This window comes from Streptomyces montanus (assembly GCF_005786655.1).
Classification (GTDB): Bacteria; Actinomycetota; Actinomycetes; order Streptomycetales; family Streptomycetaceae; genus Streptomyces; species Streptomyces sporangiiformans.
The window spans coordinates 1-18,347 of sequence record NZ_VBZC01000087.1 but is presented as its reverse complement, the minus strand read 5'-3'; the positions used below and the strand labels follow the sequence as shown (position 1 = coordinate 18,347).

The 18,347-nt window shown below is 67.5% G+C and carries 13 protein-coding genes and 2 pseudogenes; 11 read left to right on the top strand and 4 right to left on the bottom strand.

Features of this window, described 5'->3' with window-relative positions; translation table 11 throughout:
• Positions 1-66: 66 nt before the first annotated feature.
• Positions 67-1,236, top strand: coding sequence for an IS630 family transposase (locus FE633_RS42935; RefSeq protein WP_246114090.1), 1,170 nt, complete (start codon positions 67-69; stop codon positions 1,234-1,236).
• A gap of 289 nt (positions 1,237-1,525) precedes the next feature.
• On the opposite strand, the gene FE633_RS42930 is transcribed toward FE633_RS42935, so the two are convergent.
• Positions 1,526-2,578 carry a phosphotransferase gene (locus tag FE633_RS42930; protein WP_171060356.1) on the bottom strand — a complete coding sequence of 351 codons (1,053 nt, stop codon included), beginning with the start codon at positions 2,576-2,578 and terminating at the stop codon, positions 1,526-1,528.
• A gap of 54 nt (positions 2,579-2,632) precedes the next feature.
• Positions 2,633-3,172 (bottom strand): hypothetical protein, encoded by a 540-nt coding sequence (locus FE633_RS42925; protein ID WP_342791269.1) that lies wholly within the window; start codon positions 3,170-3,172, stop codon positions 2,633-2,635.
• A gap of 167 nt (positions 3,173-3,339) precedes the next feature.
• On the opposite strand from FE633_RS42925, the gene FE633_RS42920 reads away from it, so the two are divergent.
• The 3 genes and pseudogenes from FE633_RS42920 (at position 3,340) to FE633_RS48975 (ending at position 4,406) form a co-directional block, all read left to right on the top strand.
• Entirely contained in the window at positions 3,340-3,525 is a 186-nt protein-coding gene (locus FE633_RS42920; RefSeq protein ID WP_138050598.1) for a hypothetical protein, read from the top strand.
• A 382-nt stretch (positions 3,526-3,907) separates the two neighbouring features.
• Positions 3,908-4,078, top strand: a complete 171-nt coding sequence (locus FE633_RS47585; protein ID WP_171060355.1) for a hypothetical protein — start codon at positions 3,908-3,910, stop codon at positions 4,076-4,078.
• Between the two features lie 83 nt (positions 4,079-4,161).
• Positions 4,162-4,406: pseudogene (locus FE633_RS48975) on the top strand (hypothetical protein).
• Position 4,407: 1 nt separating this feature from the next.
• Here FE633_RS48975 and FE633_RS42910 read toward each other — a convergent pair.
• The gene (locus tag FE633_RS42910; RefSeq protein ID WP_171060353.1) at positions 4,408-5,223 is read right to left on the bottom strand and encodes a substrate-binding domain-containing protein; all 816 of its coding nucleotides are present in this window, start codon (positions 5,221-5,223) and stop codon (positions 4,408-4,410) included.
• Between the two features lie 66 nt (positions 5,224-5,289).
• Positions 5,290-5,406, bottom strand: a pseudogene (locus tag FE633_RS49935) (LacI family DNA-binding transcriptional regulator); the annotation flags it as partial.
• Positions 5,407-5,917: 511 nt separating this feature from the next.
• Here FE633_RS49935 and FE633_RS42905 point away from each other — a divergent pair.
• The 7 genes from FE633_RS42905 (at position 5,918) to FE633_RS42880 (ending at position 17,533) form a co-directional block, all read left to right on the top strand.
• Positions 5,918-7,255, top strand: coding sequence for an extracellular solute-binding protein (locus FE633_RS42905; protein ID WP_212747344.1), 1,338 nt, complete (start codon positions 5,918-5,920; stop codon positions 7,253-7,255).
• A complete protein-coding gene (locus FE633_RS42900; RefSeq protein ID WP_138050596.1) occupies positions 7,255-8,214 on the top strand; it encodes a carbohydrate ABC transporter permease in 960 nt (319 codons plus the stop codon). The genes FE633_RS42905 and FE633_RS42900 overlap by 1 nt, the downstream gene beginning before the upstream one ends.
• On the top strand, positions 8,211-9,098 hold the full coding sequence (locus tag FE633_RS42895) for a carbohydrate ABC transporter permease (RefSeq protein ID WP_138050595.1): 888 nt from the start codon (positions 8,211-8,213) through the stop codon (positions 9,096-9,098). Before FE633_RS42900 ends, FE633_RS42895 begins: the two co-directional genes overlap by 4 nt.
• Before the next feature lie 106 nt (positions 9,099-9,204).
• Positions 9,205-11,517, top strand: coding sequence for a glycosyl hydrolase family 65 domain-containing protein (locus tag FE633_RS42890; protein ID WP_138050594.1), 2,313 nt, complete (start codon positions 9,205-9,207; stop codon positions 11,515-11,517).
• A 449-nt stretch (positions 11,518-11,966) separates the two neighbouring features.
• Positions 11,967-14,252 (top strand): exo-beta-d-1,3/1,6-glucosidase, encoded by a 2,286-nt coding sequence (locus FE633_RS42885; protein ID WP_138050593.1) that lies wholly within the window; start codon positions 11,967-11,969, stop codon positions 14,250-14,252.
• A 163-nt stretch (positions 14,253-14,415) separates the two neighbouring features.
• The gene (locus FE633_RS47575) at positions 14,416-14,562 is read left to right on the top strand and encodes a hypothetical protein (RefSeq protein ID WP_171060354.1); all 147 of its coding nucleotides are present in this window, start codon (positions 14,416-14,418) and stop codon (positions 14,560-14,562) included.
• Between the two features lie 178 nt (positions 14,563-14,740).
• Positions 14,741-17,533, top strand: coding sequence for a ricin-type beta-trefoil lectin domain protein (locus tag FE633_RS42880; RefSeq protein ID WP_138050592.1), 2,793 nt, complete (start codon positions 14,741-14,743; stop codon positions 17,531-17,533).
• Positions 17,534-18,347 lie beyond the last annotated feature (814 nt).

The following is an 18,347-nucleotide window of genomic DNA, read 5'->3' as shown; positions in this document are numbered from 1 at the left end:
AGAGAGCAGGCGCCGCGGCACAAGCATGCCCTCCCACTGCCCCGAAGGACCGGCACCCCGCCACCCATGCCCGCACACCTCGCCATACCCGTGATGCTGACCGCCTCCGAGCGCCACCAGCTGAAGAGGGTCGCCTATGGCCACAAGAGCGCCTACCAGGCCCGGATGCGCGCACAGGTCGTGCTGCATGCGGCCCGCGGTCGCTCCAACGCGCGCATCGCCCGGGAGACAGGCATGCATCTGGATACCGTGCGCCGCTGGCGGAGCCGGTTCGCCGACGGCCGCATCCCCGCCCTGGCCGACCGCAAGCGTTCCGGGCGCCCAGCCCGCTTCACCCCCCTGCAGGTCGCCCAGGCCAAGGCACTGGCCTGTCAACTGCCCGCCGAGAGCCGCGTTCCGCTATCGCGCTGGTCGTGCCCGGAGCTGGCCGCCGAACTCACCGCGCGCGGCATCACAGGCACCATCTCGGCGTCCACCGTGCGCCGCTGGCTGCACCAGGACGCCCTCAAGCCCTGGCAGTACCGATCGTGGATCTTCATCACCGACCCCGCCTTCCGGGCCAAGGCACAGCGGGTCCTTGACCTGCATGCCCGCACCTTCGAGGACACCCCGCTCGGCGAAGACGAGTACGTGATCTCCGCAGACGAGAAGACCTCTATCCAGGCCCGCTGCCGCTGTCATCCGACCCTCGCCCCGGGCCAGGCCAGAGCGATGCGCGTCAACCACACCTACGGCCGGGGCGGAGCTGTGGCCTACCTGGCCGCCTACGACGTCCACCGGGCACAAGTCTTCGGCCGCTGCGAGAGCACTACCGGGATCCTGCCGTTCATGAACCTGGTCGAACAGGTCATGACCGCCGAGCCCTACGCCAGCGCGAAACGCGTCTTCTTCGTCGTCGACAACGGCTCCTCGCACCGCGGGAAGAAAGCCATCGACCGCCTGGCGACCCGGTTCCCGACCGCAGTCCTGGTCCACACCCCCGTCCATGCCTCCTGGCTGAACCAGATAGAGATCTTCTTCTCCATCGTGCAACGCAAGGTCGTCACGCCCAACGACTTCACCGACCTCAACGAGGTCCGAAACCGGCTCCGAGCCTTCGAAGACCGATACAACGCCACGGCACAGCCGTTCCAGTGGAGGTTCACCACCTCCGACCTGGACGATCTACTGGCCCGAATTGACCGGCACGAGCCCGCCGACCGACAAGAGGAATCCTCCATCGCCCTGGCAGCCTGATCAACCCCCGAAGGACTTCCGGAGCTGACCACTTAGTCATCTGAGTGTCAGTGGCGCAGGCGTGGTGACCTGGTGGTTGACGCTGACGGGTGGTGCCCACCGTTGCTGACATGAGTAACGAAGGGCCATGTCATTCTCACGCCGACCACCACATGTTCATGGCTGTCACCGTGAACATCGAGCGTCTCAGCGGCCCGCCACTGGCGCGGGAAACTCCTTTACCGCGACCACCGACTGCCCTCCAGACCTTTCTGGATCAGCACGGGTTCCGCCGGTCGGGAGGCTGTGCTCAGCTGGCGAAAGCGTCTTGGACCGCCCCGCGATGGCTGCTCCACCAGGCGGCCAGGCGCTCGACCGGCTCCAAGACCACATCGGCTGAGGCGTCGGCTTGGTCGTAATGAAACTCGAAGATCCAGAAACTGACCAGGTGCTTCCACCACAAGCGTTCCACCGCCTGCGCCAGCACCATTCGCGGGAGCGGGGTCGCAGCCCGATAGCCGCGCACGAACGCCGCCACCCTCGCGAGGTCAAGCACACCGTCCTCGCTGTCGAACTGGACTACCGCGGTACGGGCGACCTCATGAGCGAAGGACCGCACAGCCAAACGGTCCCAGTCCAACACGGCACTGACCTGTCCGTGGTGATGCAGGATGTTGCGCCATCCCAGGTCTCCGTGAGTCCATCCGTACGGCCCGCCCCACGGCCCGAAGGAGGGAGCGTGCCCGGCGTGCGCGGCCAAGAGCTCCCTGCGACGCTCCAGCAGATCCAGCGCTCGAGTGTCGAAGGGAGTCGGGTTCGGTAGGGCGCGGCAGGTTGCGGCCAACCTCTCGACGGTTGCCAGCGCTGACTCCACCCCGCCGGGACTGGCCTGCGGCCGCGGCCCGGTGCCGGGTAGCGGGACGCGCAGGGGATCATTGAGGACCCGCTGCAGGTCGGCGACCAGGGTTCCGAATTCCGCGGCCTGCTCCAGGGACAGTTGACGGCCCGGCAGATGCGTACCGTCTGCCCAGTGTGACAGTCCATAGCTGCGCGGTCCGATCTGCAGTAGTGGTTCGCCTCCCCGGGTCGGCACCCACGTCGGCACCGGTAGCCCGAGTCGGGCAAGGGCCGTAAGAACCCGCGCGCTACGTGACACCTCCTTGGCATCGGCGCGATGCAGCAGCTTGAGCGCGAAGTCACCGTTGCCGGTCTGTATCCGCCAGTTACGGTTGAGTACTCCGTTGGGCAGGAAGACCAAGCCGTGGACCTCGCCGAGACTGAACTCCCGGCGGATCACCTTGAGATCCTCGCGATCCACGATCGGTGCCGGATCACGAGATGAAGAGGGGGGCTGTGTCGTCACCAGCGGCACAGTAGCGGGACCATGGCCCCGATCGCGGGCAGTGGATCGTAACCGCTACCTGGGCAGCTTCGCGGTTCGCTCCGGGTAGGCGGTGCCGACGTAGCGCATGGCGGTCCCTTCGCTGATGCCGAAGAGCCTCATGAGCTTGAGCGGATCGCCGGTGGCGAAGGCTTCGTCGAGGATCCGGTCCTGGCGCAGCCTGTCGAGGGTCAGGCCCTTGGGCAGGATCAGTTGCATGGTGACCCTGTGCACGGCCGGGTGGTCCGGATCGAGGGCGGTTTTCTGGCTGACCAGCAGGTGGGGGTTGACGGAGGTGGGCCAGCGCTGGTGGCGGTAAGTCAGCCAGTCGGCCGTGAGCTGGTGGGTGAGTTCCTCCAGGTAGAGGGTGTGCCGCAGCAGGCCACGACGCAGTTCGAGGGTGCCCCGGGCGAGGTTCAGATCGGCGGTGCGCACGGTACGGATCTCGCCGGCGGGGACGGCGTGCACAGCAGCCAGGACGATGGCGAGGCGCGCGAACGGAGTCTCGGCGTCGTCGAGCAGGCCGGGCAGCAGGTCGGAGAGAACCGGCCGTGGGATACCTGTCAGATCACCCACGGCCAGGTGGCGGGCAAGGTCGCGGAAGACGAGCCGCTCCCGCTTGAGAGCCCGGAACAGGCTGCGAAGGGAGATGGCAAGCTGCCGTCGGGTGGTCCCGGTCAGGTTCTCCAGCGCGTCGTGGAGGTGGTCCGAGGTGACTTCCCGAAGGCTCCCCGGAGGCCGGGGTGCCGCTGCTGTTCATCGAGGCCGACAACTGCTACGAGGAGGCCGCGACCATCGCGGGCAAGTTCGACAAGTACATGCGTTTCTACCGGCGCAAGGTGAAGGACACCGACGGCAAGGAGAAGCCGATGTGGCGCACCCGCCGGTCCTGCTCGTCTTCCACCAGGTCGGCCCTCGACCCGCCCTGAGCCAGATGAAGAAGGGCGCCGAACTCACCCGCTCCCACTGGCAAGGCGACTGGTACCGCGAAGGCGGCTACCACTCGTACGACGGGAAGATCCCGATCGTGACGACCAACCTGGAGCTGCTGCGCGAACACGGCCCGGCCGGACCGGCGTTCTGGCGCTTCGGCCGCAACGGCCGCCAGTGCCTCCTGGACGCGATCGGCAACCGGCGCATGGATGACGTCGCGCCCGCAATCAGGCCGCTGCGAAAGCCCGTCAGGAGGCGTACAGGGCCGAACAGCAGCGCCTGGCTGAACAGAAGACCCGCGACCGAGAAGCCCGACGGCCTGTCTGCACCAGCTGCGGCACGAAGTTCACCGACAACCGCTGGGAGGCCGTCGAAGCCGTGGACCACTGGAGCGGGCCCAATTGGTACCCGCAGTTGTGCGAACGGTGCGAGGACCGTGCCATCGAGGCCGAACGACGAGCTGAAGAAGCCGAGCGCGAGCGCCAGGAGCAGGAAGCAGCACAGGCCGCGCAAAAGGCCAGCGGCTGGCTCTCACGCTTCCGCACCTGACCCGGGCAATCCTCTCCACCGTCAGCGCGGGCAAGTCCAGGCGGCTCTGGGCAAGCCTGCGTTGTCGGTGGTGGCTGGACGGCATGGACAGCGACGATGAGCAGCTGCTGCGCGGCCGGATCTATGGCACCGATCCCGACCACTCCGGCCCGCAGCGGGGATAGCAATACGCTGAACTGGTCGGCGGGCCGCTGGACGGCCTGCTGCTCGACATCACCGGCACATCACCGGCTGGAAGCCGGACGAGGTCGACACCGGCGTCTCCCTCCAGACGGAGCTCGGGCAGTTCGGCCCCGGTGGCCGGGCGCTGTACGACCCGCGCCCCTGACTCACTGGGGCACGGTGCTTTCCCGGACCACGAGGGTGGGCCGGAGCAGGACCTGTTCGGCCTTGGCGTCCGGGTCCTTGAGCCGGTCGAGGAGGAGGCGCATGGTGTGTCGTGCGACCAGTTCCAGTGGCTGGGCGAGGCTGGTCAACCCCGGGTCGACGAAGTGTGCGCCGACGCTGTCGTCGAATCCCACGACGCCGACGTCACGGCCGGCGGCCAGTCCCCGCTCGTGACACGCTCGGAGCGCACCGATCGCGATCGTGTCGCTGACGCACACGAAGCCTGTTGGTGGCGTCTTCCTGTCGAGGAGTCGGCCGGCGAGCTCCCGCCCCGTGCTGATCTCGTCGGGCCCGCGGACCGCGAGATCACGGGTCGAGAAGCCATGTGAACGCATGGCCCGGCGCCAGCCGGACTCCCGGTCGTCCCCGAACCCGTTGCGCCCGTCCCAGCCCAAGTAGGCAATGCGCCGGTGACCGCGTTCGGTGAGATGGTCCACGGCCTGCTCCGTACCGGCGGCGCCGTCGACGTCGACCCACCACGTGTCCGACATGGGATGACCCCAGGGGCGCCCGAACGAGACGAAGGGAATGCCGCGTTCGCGCAGGAAGGTGATACGAGGGTCGTGGTCCTGGGTGGAAGTGATCACGAAGCAGTCGACGGTGTTCGTGCTGAAGATCTCCTGGATGACCTGGATCTCTTCCTCGTCGGTGGCGGCGGGGTGGCAGAAGACCGCGTGGTCGGCTCGGTGTGCCGCTACCGAGAGTTCGTAGAGATAGCTCGCCCATACCCCGCCCGACTGACCTTCGGTGGTCGGCAACAGCCGAAAGCCCACGGCCCGCGGAGACTGCGTTCGCAGCGAACGCGCAGCCTGGTTGGGTCGGTAACCCAACTCGTCGACTACTTTGAGGACCCGACGCAACGTTGTTGGGCTGAGACGGTCCGGAGAGTTCAAGGCGTAGTGAACGGTCTGCTTGGAAACTCCCACCCGCGCCGCCACCATGGCCATGGTCGGCCTTGACGCCCCTGACGTTCCCTCAGTGGCCGGTCTCCGACCGCGCCGCGGAACCGATGGTTGATCGGTAAAACCCATCCGCCCATTCTGGTGGGCAGGAAGCGCGACAGTCAAGGATGTTCGACCCGCCCGCCCTTATGGTCGCGCCGATCAGGGCCGCAGGATCGCTGCGGGCTGTCGTCATGCGTATGCCTCGCGCCGCAGAGAACACCAGTGACCTGGTGGAAGATCCGCGAAGTGGTCAGGGGGCATGCCGGGCCCCTCCCGATGACGCCCCAGTGCGGGCGGCGCTCCGACGGTCGCCGTCACGTTCATGCAGACCTCTTGACCTGCTGCGGCAAACGCCCCTACGGTCCCTGTTTTATCGGTAACACAGAAGTCATACCGATGACACCGAGGGCCCGCGAACCTGCGCCCACAAGCTCGACCAGGCGCCGTGACGCGGCGAAACGAACAACGGCTGCTCTACGGCGACGTACCGTCAGCGGAAGGGACGACTGTGTTCAGACACAAGAATGTGATCAAGGAGGCGGCTGCCACCACGGCTGTGGACCGCCGCAACCTCCTCAAGGCGGGCATGTTCGCCAGTCTCGGTCTGGCCGCAGCGCCCGCCCTTGCGGCATGCGGCGGCGGCTCCTCAGGGAGTGGACCTGCACTGAAGTGGGCGGGTTGGGACGGGCCACCCCAGTCGGAAGTGTTCCGTCGGTTCTCCGAGAAGATGACCGAGAAACTGGGCGTGAAGGTCACTTACCAACAGGTCGTGGGTGACTACCTCTCCAAGCTGCTGTCGCAACTGTCGGCCGGCGCTGCTCCCGACGCCATCTACGTCGGTGACATCTACATGGCCAAGCTGATCGAGACCAAGCAGCTGCTCGACCTCACCGACTACCTGGACAGTGGCGACGCCGCGGTCAAGCTCGATGACTTCCACGAGGGGCTTTACCAGTGGTGCAGGCCTGCGGATGGCAGCCCCGGACTGTACGGGCTGCCGGTGGACTGCAGCCCGCTGGTGTTCTGGTTCAACAAGGGCCTCCTGGCCGAGGCGGGCGTCAGCACCGACCCGGCCGCCCAGTTCGAGGCGGGCACCTGGACCCAGGACGCGCTGACCGACCTGCTCGACAAGGTCCGCGCCACCAAGAAGAAGGGCCTGCTGATCGGTTCCGGCAACTGGTTCGACTGGTTCGGCTGGATGTCCACCTTCGGCGGGACGCTCTTCGACGAGTCCGGCAAGGCGGTGTTCGACGCCGACCCCAAGTCCCAGGAAGCGCTGGCGTGGCTGTTCGAGCAGTTGAAGTCGGGAAACATCGCCTACTCCGGCACCCTCCCGCAGGGACAGAGCGGTGACGTGCTGTTCTACGCAGGCCAGCTGGCCTGCGTCACCTCCAGCCGCGTCATCCTGCCGAACGTCCAGAAGCTCAAGTTCGGCTTCGACATCGCCCCCTTGCCCTCCCTGTCCGGTAAGGACGTCATGCCGGTACCGGTCAACACGGCGGCGCTGTCGGTCAACGCCAAGTCCAAGAACCAGGCCAAGGCGCTGGAGTTCCTCGGCAACTACCTGAACGCCGAAGGGCAGAGGTTCCGCCTGTCCGGCGGCGGCAACGCGGTGCCGTCGGTCAAGGGCCTGGACGACATCGTCACCGAGGGCAACGTGCCCGCGCACGGCAGCCTGTTCAACGACGTCGCGGCCAAGGGCTACGCCGTCCCCAGCGCGATCGCTGGCAGCGCGAAGGTCGCCAACGAACTCCCGCAGCTGGTGGACAAGATGCTCAAGGCGGGCAACGAGACGCCGAAGTCGTTCAGCGGCAAGGTGGTCCGGCTGATCAACGGGGGCGCCTGATGGCCGTCAGCAGTGCCGGTTCCCGGGCCCGGGCGCAGCTGACGTCCGCGGAAGGGGACGTCCACGCGGACCGGCGGCGCCGGCGCCGGCGAGGCGGGGACACGGCCGCGGGATACCTGTTCCTGGCGCCCCAGTTGCTGGGGCTGGTGGTGTTCATGGTCGGCCCGCTGCTGTTCGCCCTGGTGCTGGCGTTCTACCACTGGGACGGGTTCGGCACCCGGTCCTTCGCCGGGCTGTCCAACTTCGCGGAGGTCGTGTCCTCCCCGCGCATCCAGCGCTCGGCGGTCAACACCGTCTGGTTCACGGTGTTGCAGGTGCCGGGACTGATGCTCACGGGATTGTTCTTCGCCCTGCTGATGCAGCGGGCCGGCAAGCTGACCCCGGTGTACCGGCTGGCGTTCTTCGCCCCGGTGATCACCTCTTCGGTCGCGGTCGCGGCGATCTGGCTGTGGCTGTTCAACCCCGACATCAGCCCGGTCAGCAACGCGCTACGCGGGATCGGGATGCCCGCGCCGAACTGGCTGCAGGACGCCCGGTTCGTCATCCCGGCCTTCGCGATCGTCGGGATCTGGCAGGGCCTGGGCTACCAGCTGGTCATGTTCATGGCCGGGCTGCAGAGCATCGACCGCTCGTACCTGGAAGCCGCCTTGCTGGACGGCTGTTCGGAGTGGCAGAAGCTGCGGCACGTCACCATCCCGCTGCTGTCCCCGACCATCCTGTTCCTCTCCATCACCTCGATCATCGGCTCGTTCCAGGTGTTCGACTACATCTACGTCTTCTTCGGCGACGGGGCTCCGGACTCCGCCCGCACCATCGTCTACGAGGTGGTCCAGACCGCCTTCGGCGAGTTCAACTTCGGGGAGGCATCGGCTCTCGCCTTCCTCCTGTTCCTGGCCCTGCTCATAGTCACCGGCTGCCAGCTCGCAGCCCAGAAGAGATGGGTCCACTACACAGAATGAGTACTTTCTCCGACACCATCAGCCGAGCGGTCACGACCGCCAAGGGCGCTTCCGGCTCCGGCCGGCCCGCCCGTCACAAACTGCTGCTGCACGCGGTCCTCCTCGTCTGCGCCATCGGCATGGCGCTGCCGTTCGCCTGGATGCTGTTCTCCTCGTTCAAACCCTTGGGCGAGATCTTCATGCAGCCGCCCAAGCTCTTCCCTCAGGACTGGAACCAGCAGGGCTACCGCACCGCACTGGACGGGGCCGACTTCGTCCGCGGGTTCTGGAACAGCACCTACATCGCCCTGACGGTCACCGCGGTCTCCCTGCTCACCTCGGCGATGGCCGCCTACGCGTTCGCGCGGATCGACTTCTGGGGCCGCCGTTGGCTGTTCATGGTCTTCCTCGCGACCATGATGGTCCCCGGCCAGCTCACGATCATCCCGCTGTACATCATCATGGGCTGGCTGGGCTGGGTGGACACCCATGCCGCAATCATCGTGCCGCCCGCACTGTTCAACGCCTTCGGCGTCTTCCTGCTGCGTCAGTACGTCAAAGGCATCCCCGTGGAGTTGGAGGAAGCCGCCCAGCTCGACGGCGCCGGCCGGGTCCGCAGGTTCGTGACGATCATCCTGCCGCTGCTGCGCACCCCTCTCACGGCGTTGGGGATCTTCACCTTCCTCGCCCAGTGGAACAACTTCTTCAACCCGCTGATCTTCCTCAACAGCTCCGACAAGTTCACGCTGCCGCTGCTGGTCAACCAGTTCATGGGCCAGTACACCTCTGACTGGCCCGCTCTGATGGCCGCCACGACCTTGCTGGCGGCACCGATGCTGATCGTGTTCGCGTTCGCGCAACGCCAGATCGTCGAAGGCATCGCCCTGTCTGGCTCCAAGTCCTGAGCCACGCACGTTCACAAGGCCGGTGGCCGAACTCCGGGCTACGCCAGGCCACCCAGCGCTCCCAGCCGATGAACCCCACGACAACACCCATCCGAGAAGGGCACGCATGACCCCCCACAAAGACCCCTCCGACCAGGACAACCCCACCCACCACCCGGCACCTACGCGGTCCCAGCACGCTCCTCCCGGTCACGACGACCACACCACCACCCCCACAGAAAAGTCCCGGCCCGACACCGGGTGGACGCTCAGCACCACCGAAACCGATGACGACTACGCGCCGACCTTCCTCGGCAACGGCTATTTCGGCGGCCGGATCCCCGCAGCGGGGACGGGATACGCGACGACGCCGATCGAAACCCAAGCGCACCTGGCCGGGTTCTTCGCCCAGGACGGCCCGATCGAGCAGTACGCCAACATCCCGACCTGGTCCACGCTCGCGTTCTCCGACGAGTCGGGCACCTACGGCCGGCTGCCACAGGCGGCGCGCGCAGGCGAACAGGACGATCCGGAGCAGGGAGCGGTGAGCAACTACCGGCAGACACTGGACCTGCGGGCCGGGTTGCTGACCACACAAGCGACATGGACCTCACCGGCGGGCCGCCGCACCGATCTCACCTACCAGGTACTGGTCCACCAGGCCCGGCATCGCGTGGCCGCGGTCCAACTCACCTTCACCCCGCACTGGAGTGGCAGCGCCCGCGTGTCCGGGGTCTTCGACGGGACCAGCGCACGGCTGACCGAACAGTCGAGCAAGGGCTACGACCATACGGCGGCCGAGTCGTACGAGACGGTGACGACGCTCGGCACGGGTATCACCGCAGCGCTCGCGTCGCGACTGGAACTGCCTACCGGGATGGCGGCACACATCGCCGAGTTCGAGACCGACCAGGTCCAGTCGGTTGGTGTGCAGGCCACCTTCGATGTGCAGGCCGGCAGCACGTACACGGTCACCAAGTACGTCGGTGTGGCCGGCTCCCAGGACTCCGAAGACCCGTTGCCGGCTGCTCGCGCCGCCGCGGCGGCCGCGGCGGACACCGGGTACGGGGACCTGCTGGCCGAGCACGAGGCGGCGTGGGACGACCTGTGGCGGGCCGATATCGAGGTCCTGGGGGATCCGGTGCTGCAGCTGCAGGTCCGCGCGAGCATGTTCTACCTGCTGGAGAGCACCCGCGCCGGGGTGAACTGGAGCCTGTCCCCGTGCGGCCTGTCCGGCGACGGTTACAACGGGCACGTCTTCTGGGACTCTGAGACCTGGATGTATCCAGCGCTGCTGGCCCAGCACCCGGACATCGCGGTGGGTATGAACACCTATCGGCAGCAGCGTCTGGCCGCGGCCCAGGAGTATGCGACCCGAACAGGGTTCGCGGGCGCGAGGTTCCCCTGGGAGAGCGCGCTGCATGGAGACGAACAGACCCCACCCGGTTTTGAGATGGGTGACCTCGAGCACCACATCACCGCTGACGTCGCACTCGCCCACTGGCAGTACTACCTCGCCACCGGCGATCACGGCTGGCTCACCGAGAAGGCCTGGCCGGTGCTGCAGGGTGCCGCCGAGTTCTGGGTGAGCTCCGCCGTTCCCAATGCCGCCGGCGGCTACGACATCAACCAGGTGATGGGTCCGGACGAATACCACTTCCCGGTCGACAACAGCGTGTACACCAACGTCGCGGCCGCGCAGACCCTGCGGACCGCCACCCGGGCGGCGAAGGTCGTGGGCGTGGCCGCGGACCCCGAGTGGGACCGGGTCGCCGACGGCCTGCGGGTCCCCTACGACGAGGATCTGGCCATCCATCCGCAGTACGACGGATACGACGGCGACACCGTCAAGCAGGCCGACGTGGTGATGTTGCAGTATCCCTGGGAGCACCCCATGCCCGCCGAGGTCGCGCGGAACGATCTCGAGTACTACGTGCCGCGCACCGACCCCGACGGACCGTCCATGACCGACTCCGTCCACTCCATCGCCCACGCCGCACTGGGGACGCCCGGGTCCGCGGCCTACGACTTCATGCGGCGCAGCGTGGACCCGTTCATACGCGGACCGTTCAACCAGTTCGCCGAGCAGCGTCACGGAGGCGCGTTCACGTTCACCACCGGACAGGGCGGCTTCCTGCAGGTGTTCCTCTACGGCTTCAGCGGGATGCGCTGGCGTGCGGACCGACTCAGGCTCGACCCGACCTTGCCACCTCAGCTGGACGGCCTCACCCTGCGCCGGATGGTGTGGCAGGGACGCGAGTTCGACGTCGAGATCGGCCCGGAGCACACCACGATCACGCTGACCGGAGGTCTCCCGACGACAGTCGAGGTCGCGGGCGCGACACACCCACTGCGTCAGGGCGCGCCGCTGATCATGCCAACCCGCCGGCCTGACCTGCTGCCCACCAGTGACCTCGCCGGCGCGTCGAGGAGAGCGTGACTGCAAGCTCGCGGTCCTTCTCCGCGTCCATCAGCGCCGCGACAGGCAATCCGGCCACCGCCTGACCATCCACGTCGCGGTTGCTGCTCGCCGCAAGCTGGTCATCACCGCAGTCGTCGTGGCGGCGCATCAGGCCCAGGGCAACAACCAACCGCGACGGGTGGCCCGCGGACGCGAAGGGGGCCCGCGGATCCCTGAGCGAAGCGGTGTCGCCTGCGACTGTTTCGTCCGCAGCCCGAACCCAGCCTCCACCGGTTCGGCAACGTGGCCAAGGCCATCGCGCTTGCAGGCGTACCCCCGCAGGCAACGGCGTCTGATGCACCGTCTCGACAGTTTCCCAGGAGATCGAACTCATGAGTTCAAAAGCACACCGGAACCCGGCAACTGCGTGCCGGGGAGCAGGATCGGAGTCCTCCTGCCGCCCAGAGCGCCCCGCGGGCTCAGCGACCATGACCGCGCCGGCCTACCGGGACCCTTCGAGACCGTTCGAGGAACGCCTCGAGGATCTGCTCGCCCGCATGACGCTGCCGGAAAAGGTCGGACAGATGCTGCAGCTGGACGCCCGGGGCGACTTGGAGGACGTCGTGGCCACGAAGCTGGCCGGGTCGATCCTGCATGCCTCGCCCGAGCGCATGCACGCTGCCGTCGAGCTGGCGGCAGCCACCAGGCTGGGGATACCGCTGCTCGTCGCTGACGACTGCATCCACGGCCATTCGTTCTGGCCGGGTGCCACGATCTTCCCCACGCAGTTGGGGATGGCCTGCACCTGGGACACCGAGCTCGTTGAGCGCATGGCCCGGGCCACCGCGGTGGAAGTCGCCGCGACGGGCATCCACTGGACCTTCTCGCCGGTGCTGTGCATCACCCGCGACCTGCGATGGGGCCGTGTGAACGAGACCTTCGGGGAGGACCCATTGCTCATCGGGGAGCTGGGCGCCGCGATGGTCCGCGGGTATCAGGGAGCGGGACTGGACGACCCGACAGCGGTTCTGGCCTGCGCCAAGCACTTCGCGGGCTACTCGGAGACGCAGGGCGGACGCGACGCGAGCGAGGCGGACCTGAGCCGGCGCAAGCTGCGCTCATGGTTTCTGCCGCCGTTCGAGAGGATCGCTCGCGAGGGCTGCCGCACGTTCATGCTCGGCTACCAGGCGATGGACGGGGTCCCGATCACGGCGAACAAGTGGCTCCTGAACGACGTCCTGAAGGGCGAATGGGAGTTCACCGGCACGCTCGTGACCGACTGGGACAACGTGGGCCGGATGGTGTGGGAGCAGAAGGTCTGCGCAGATGCTGTGGAGGCCGCGGCGGTCGCGGTGCAGGCTGGAAACGACCTGGTCATGACCACGCCGGACTTCTTCGAGGGCGCCCAGGAAGCAGTCGCGCAGGGGCGGCTGCGAGAGGAGGAGATCGACGAGGCGGTCCGGCGGATCCTGAAACTGAAACTGGAACTGGGCCTGTTCGAGGACCCACGCGCGCCGGACCGGACACGCCAGGCCGACGTGATCGGGTGCGCCGAGCACACCGCCCTCAACCTCGAACTCGCCCGAAGGTCCCTGGTGCTGCTGCGCAACGACGGCACCTTGCCCCTCGACGGCGGACTGACCGTCGACGGTCAGGGCCACACCGTCACCGCCGGGGGCCCTCGCACGATAGCCGTGATCGGCCCCAACGGCGACGACCCGCAGGCCATGCTCGGCGACTGGGCCGGCGCATCCGGCCAGGTGGACTGGATGCCGGACGGGCACCCGCGCGAGACCGTCACGACGGTGCTCGACGGGTTCCGCGCAGCCGTTCCCGACGGGTGGACGGTCACCTACGCCCCCGGCGCCGACATCGGGCGCCTCGTGCCGGACCCGCAAGGACCGGTGTACCCCGACGGGCAGCCACGTCCGCCCCTGTTCGGGCCCGCGCCCGTCGACGAAGCTCTGATCGCGGAGGCGGTGAGCCTCGCGCGCGCGGCTGATTACGTCGTCGCCGTCGTCGGAGACACCGTCGCGTTGACGGGTGAAACTTGCTCGACCGCGACCCTGGAGCTGCAGGGCGGACAGGTCGCCCTCCTCGAGGCGCTCGTCGCCACCGGCACACCCGTCGTCGTGGTGCTGGTCCACGGCAAGCCCTCGGTACTCCCCGATGCCGCGCTGGCGGCGGCAGCGCTGATCGAGGCGTTCAACCCGGGCATGCGAGGCGGCCAGGCGGTGGCCGAGCTCGTCCTCGGTCTCATCGAGCCGTCGGGACGCCTGCCCCTTTCCGTGCCACGCCATGTCGGGCAGCAGCCCGTCTACTACAACCAGGTGCGCGGCCAGCATGGTGACCGTTACGCCGACCTGACCCAGGAACCACTCTTCGTCTTCGGGGAGGGTCTGTCCTACAGCACCATCGAGTACACCGACCTGGCCATCCTCGATGAAGTCGTGGCATGGGACGGCGTGGTTCGCGCCGAGGTCACCGTCTCCAACACCGGCGCCCGGCCGGTACTGGAGACCGTGCAGGCCTACATCAGCGACGTGGTCACGAGCGTCACGTGGGCAAAGCAGGAACTCAAGACCTGGCGGCAGGCCACGGTCCCACCCGGTGACAGCGTGCGGGTCCGGCTGACGATCCCCGCCGCGGCATGCTCCCTGGTCGACGCCGAAGGGCGCCGGATCGTCGAGCCAGGAGCGTTCGACCTGCTCGTCGGCCCCAGCTCACGCGCCGCCGACCTGCTTCGCGCCCGTTTCACCCTCAGCCAGCCATGACATCCGTCACGCGGCCCGGCCCTGACAGGAGCCCACACCCGGCTGATGAGCCGCCTGCCGCATCGCTTCGAACCGGGCACCGCCGGAGCAGCACACCTCCCCACGGGTGCTGCTCCGGCAACACACACCTCACCCACCCGACCCCACCCGCGGAGGGAACCCAGTGCCCCAACCTCTCAAGACCGCCGAACCCCCGCCCCTGGCTCCCGAAGCCGCCACCGTCCCCCTGATCGACGGCACGACGTTCTGCGTCAGTGCGTACACCGGGGACATCGCGCGGCTGCAGTCGCGCCCGTCGACCGGACCGTGACATCCGTCCCCGCCCGGGCCGCTGCGCGAGCGGCATCGGCAGGCCGTCGTGACACAGCCACGCGTTCCCACCACGAGGAGGTGGCGTTCCCATGAAGGAGTACGGCGAGGCCTTGGGCAACGTAGGAGTGAGGCCCGGTACCTCACGCCGAAGGTCGGCCTGGTGCCGTTTAACGGCCGTGGCGACTGCCGCGGTACCGATGGTGACCCGGCCGAGTGACCACGCCGGATCCGGCACCCGAGGCCGCTACCGGGCCGCGGAGTCCACGGTGCCGTCGGCGACCATCCATCCGCACGCCCGCTCACGCAAGACCTGGAGGAGAACGTCCATCGGGCTGGCCCTCGGCTGCCTGTTCCTGGGCACGGCCGCGGTTCCGGCCTCGCCCGCATCCGAACCGGGCAAGGACAGTGGCGACGACAGCTGGGTGCTGAGCACGAACGACCCGTCGAAGAACTACTCACCGACGTTCGTCGGCAACGGCTACCTCGCCGCGCGGGTGCCCGCGGCAGGTCAGGGATACAGCAGCACGCCCATCGTCACCCAGTCCCAGCTCGCCGGCTTCTACGCCGAGGGCGCCGACCAGAACGAGCAACGGGCCGGCCTGCCGACCTGGACCACGCTCCGCTTCGGCCGCAGCGGCGGCGCACAGACACCGACGACGATCGCCCCTTCCACCGACGGCACCACCAGCAACTACCGGCAGTCGCTGAACCTGCGCACCGGAGTGCTGACCACGTCGTTCGACTGGACATCACCCGCAGGTGACACCACCAGCTTCGACTACGACGTCAACGCCAACCGCGCGGACGGCCATCTGGCCACGGTGAGCCTGCGGGCCGTGCCGCACTGGAGCGGGACAGCCACCGCCGTGGACGAGTTCGACGGCCGGGGACTCAACCACGCCTCCGCCACCAAGTCGCATGTGAACGGCAGGAGTGGCACGCTGTCCCAAACCGTCGTGACCGACGGGAAACTGGTCACAGCCGGGCTGAACTCCGTCCTGCGCGTCAACGGCAAAACCGTGCCCACCCAGGCGATCGCCGCGACCAGCGACGGCACCGCCGGGCAGAGTGCGGCCTTCCCCGTCCGCGCCGGCCAGCCGATCCAGATCACCAAGTTCGTGGGCATCGCCTCCAGTGTCGACACCGATCGGAAGCTTGCGGCCGCGACCCCGCAGCAGGCCGCCGCGACCACCGCGGCCCGTGCCGCCAAGGGCGGCTATCAGCGCGCGCTCGCCCGCAACGACCAGGCTTGGGCGCGCCTGTGGCAGTCCAGCATCTCCATCCCCGGTGACACCACCATGAGCGCGCAGATCCACGCGTCCATGTTCTACCTGCTCGCCAGCATGCGCGCCGGTGTCGACTGGAGCACCAGTCCGGGCGGGCTGTCCGCGGACAGTTACAACGGTCACGTGTTCTGGGACATGGAGACCTGGATGTACCCGGCGCTGCTGGCCCAGTACCCGGACATAGCGGCCGGGGCGAACTCCTACCGGCACAGGACGCTGTCCGCGGCGCGGGAGAACGCCGCCAAGCTGTCCACGCCCAGCCAGCCGATCAAGGGCGCCAAGTTCGCCTGGGAGAGCGCGCTGACCGGCAAGGAGACGGCCCCGGACCCGTGGGGCACGTACGAGATCCACATCAACTCCGACATCGCCCTGGCGCAGTGGCAGTACTACCAGGTGACCGGCGACGAGAGGTGGCTGCGGGACAAGGCGTGGCCGACGCTGAAGGGCATCGCCGACTACTGGGCCACCCGCGCCGTACCCAACTCCTCCGGCGGATACGACATCAACGACGTCATGGGGCCGGACGAGTACCACTACCCGGTCGACAACAGCGTGACCACCAACGCCGGCGCACAGGCGTCACTGCGCATCGCGATCCGCGCCGCGCACCTTGTGGGCCGGACCGCCGACCCGGCGTGGAAGAAGGTCGCCGACGGCCTGAAGATCCCGGTGGACACCAAGACAAACATCCACCCCGAGTTCGAGGGCTACAACGGGCAGACCGTCAAGCAGGCCGACGTCACCCTGCTGCAATACCCCTGGGCCGTGCCGATGTCGCCCAGCCTGGCCCAGAACGACCTCGACTACTACAAGGGGCGAACCGACCCCAACGGGCCGTCCATGACGGACGCGATCGCCGCCATCAACAGCGCGGCCCTCGGATCACCGGGCTGCCAGGTCTACGACTACCTCCGCTACAGCGCGGATCCGTACCAGGCCCCCCCGTTCAACCAGTGGTACGAGACCCGCAGGGGCGGAGCGTTCAACTTCACCACCGGCCAGGGCGGCTACCTGCAGGAATTCCTCTACGGGTTCACCGGGTTGCGCTGGGGAACCGACGCCGTCACCGTCGATCCGTTCCTGCCGACCCAGCTGCCGGGCGTCGATGTCACCGGGGTGAAGTGGCACGGCAGCACATTCGACATCTCCGTCGGACAGCAGCGCACGACGCTGACCCTGCGCTCCGGCCCCCCGCTGGCGGTTCGCGACGGCGCCCGCGCTCTGCATCGGGTCACCGCCGCCGCGCCGCTGCAGATCCCGACCCGGCACCCGGCTCCGACGCCCAAGCCCTTCAGCTGCACCGGGCTGATCACCCCGGCCACCGAGACCAGCCGCTGCGTGGACATCCAGTGGGGCGACAACAGTGACGGGACGCCGCTCCAGATCTGGGACTGCAACGGCACCGCCGCGCAGGACTGGACGCGTCCCGGCAACGGCACCGTGATGGCCGCGGGCAAGTGCATGGACGTGCGCGGCGACACCAGCGCCGACGGGACACCCGTGCAGATCTACACCTGCAACGGCAGCCCTTCACAGCAGTGGATGTACGACCAGGACACCGATGAGCTGAAAGCCTTCGGCAAGTGCCTCACCCCCTCGGGCGGCGGCACGAGCAACGGCACCCGGCTCGTGATCGAGACCTGTAACGGCAGCACCAGCCAGCAGTGGCACCTGCCATCCTGACGCTCCAGCCGCGGCTGTGCGGCACCCCGACCAGGTACCGCACAGCCCCGGGGCGCGCTCCGGCCAGTCGTGCAGGGGCACCATCCGTGACTGATGGTCTGCAGTCCTTAGTCATCTGAGTGTCAGTGGCGCAGGCGTGGTGACCTGGTGGTTGACGCTGACGGGTGGTGCCCACCGTTGCTGACATGAGTAACGAAGGGCCATGTCATTCTCACGCCGACCACCAGCCAGACCGTGGGTGGCCCCAGCACATAACCGTCATCCCCAAGACCGTTTTCACCCTGGAGAGGCAACGCTGAAAAGGCTTGGGTTTCATCACTTCGGAGAATACTCCCCGGAGGGAATCAGTAAAGAATATCCAACCCTTCACCAGAAAAAGATGATGCAACGCGAATGAATGAACCAGAAATATGTCTTTCTCTTGGCGAGTTAATAGAATCTCTGAGATATTTTGTTACCTCTTTCAGGGACGAAGAATTTCACAAGAGGTCTAGACCACTACTTCCAACACGAAGAGTAGTCGTTACATAAATTATGTACCGACCCTGAGAGTGGTACATAATGGGTACACATCAGATACAGGAGGGGCGTCCGGAGGGCGGTGTTTCAAAGCCTAAGAGATTAAATTAGCAGGTCAGAAGCGCGCAAGGAGTCAAGGCCCCGATGTCGCCACTCCAATTATGTAACGGACCGACGAGGGCGGCCCTAGCCAGCCTGTAACGCCGCGGAGCGGCGTTACAAACCGTCGCGGAGCGACGGTGCGACGTCCGTCACGTAGTGACGGCGCGTCATGTCTCCGGAGGAGACGGCGCGC